We start from the raw sequence: 808 nt of genomic DNA, 5'->3' as shown, positions 1-808 counted from the left end.
TCAAGCTATATTTTTATATTACACTATGACGTGGTGTTAGAGTCAATGCTTTACAAAAGAATTTGCACACTCTTTAGTTTTCTTGTTTTTCAAGTTTAAGCAAAGAAGCTCATGAGAAAAGAGGCTGTGTCAAAGTATTTTCATACCTTTGTCACAACCTCTTCTACTTTATTTATGGTAAAGCTCACCGCAACTATTTGAAGTGAGGTTTTAATTATATAATTAAATTTACTAAAATAAAAAGATTAAAATATAAATTAAAAATCAAAATTATCTGGATCTGGTCCTACTCTTAAATCTTGATTTAAGCTATCTATCCTATCAATATCAGACTTACTTAGATTAAAATCAAATATATCTATATTTTCAATTAACCTTCTCTCATTTGTAGATTTAGGAATAGTTACTACTTGACTTTGTAAATCCCAACGTAGCACTATCTGAGCTACTGTTTTATTGTATTTTTTAGCTATTTCTTTTAATATCTCATTTTCTAATAATCCATTACCGGCCATTAAAGGCGACCATGCTTCAACTTGAATATCATTTTCTTTGCAAAATTCTCTAACCTTTTTTTGACTTAAGTAGGGATGTAATTCTACTTGATTTATAACAGGTTTTATTTCAGCATCCCCTAATAAATCTTGAAGATGATGAACTTGGAAATTACTTACTCGTATAGCTCTAACGCGACCTTCTTTATATAGATATTCTAATGTTTTCCAAACTTCCTTATACTTTCCTTCTACTGGCCAATGAATAAGGTATAAATCTAAGTAATCCACACCTAATCTATTTAAGCTTGCTT

General features: G+C 29.2%; 1 pseudogene. It reads right to left on the bottom strand.

Features of this window, described 5'->3' with window-relative positions:
- Positions 1-257: 257 nt before the first annotated feature.
- Positions 258-808: pseudogene (locus tag B2671_RS16425) on the bottom strand (aldo/keto reductase); the annotation flags it as partial.

This window comes from Clostridium sp. UBA5119, assembly GCF_002414285.1.
Taxonomy (GTDB): Bacteria; Bacillota; Clostridia; order Clostridiales; family Clostridiaceae; genus Clostridium_J; species Clostridium_J sulfidigenes.
The sequence above is the reverse complement of the archived record's forward strand: the minus strand, read 5'-3'. Positions and strand labels throughout refer to the sequence as shown.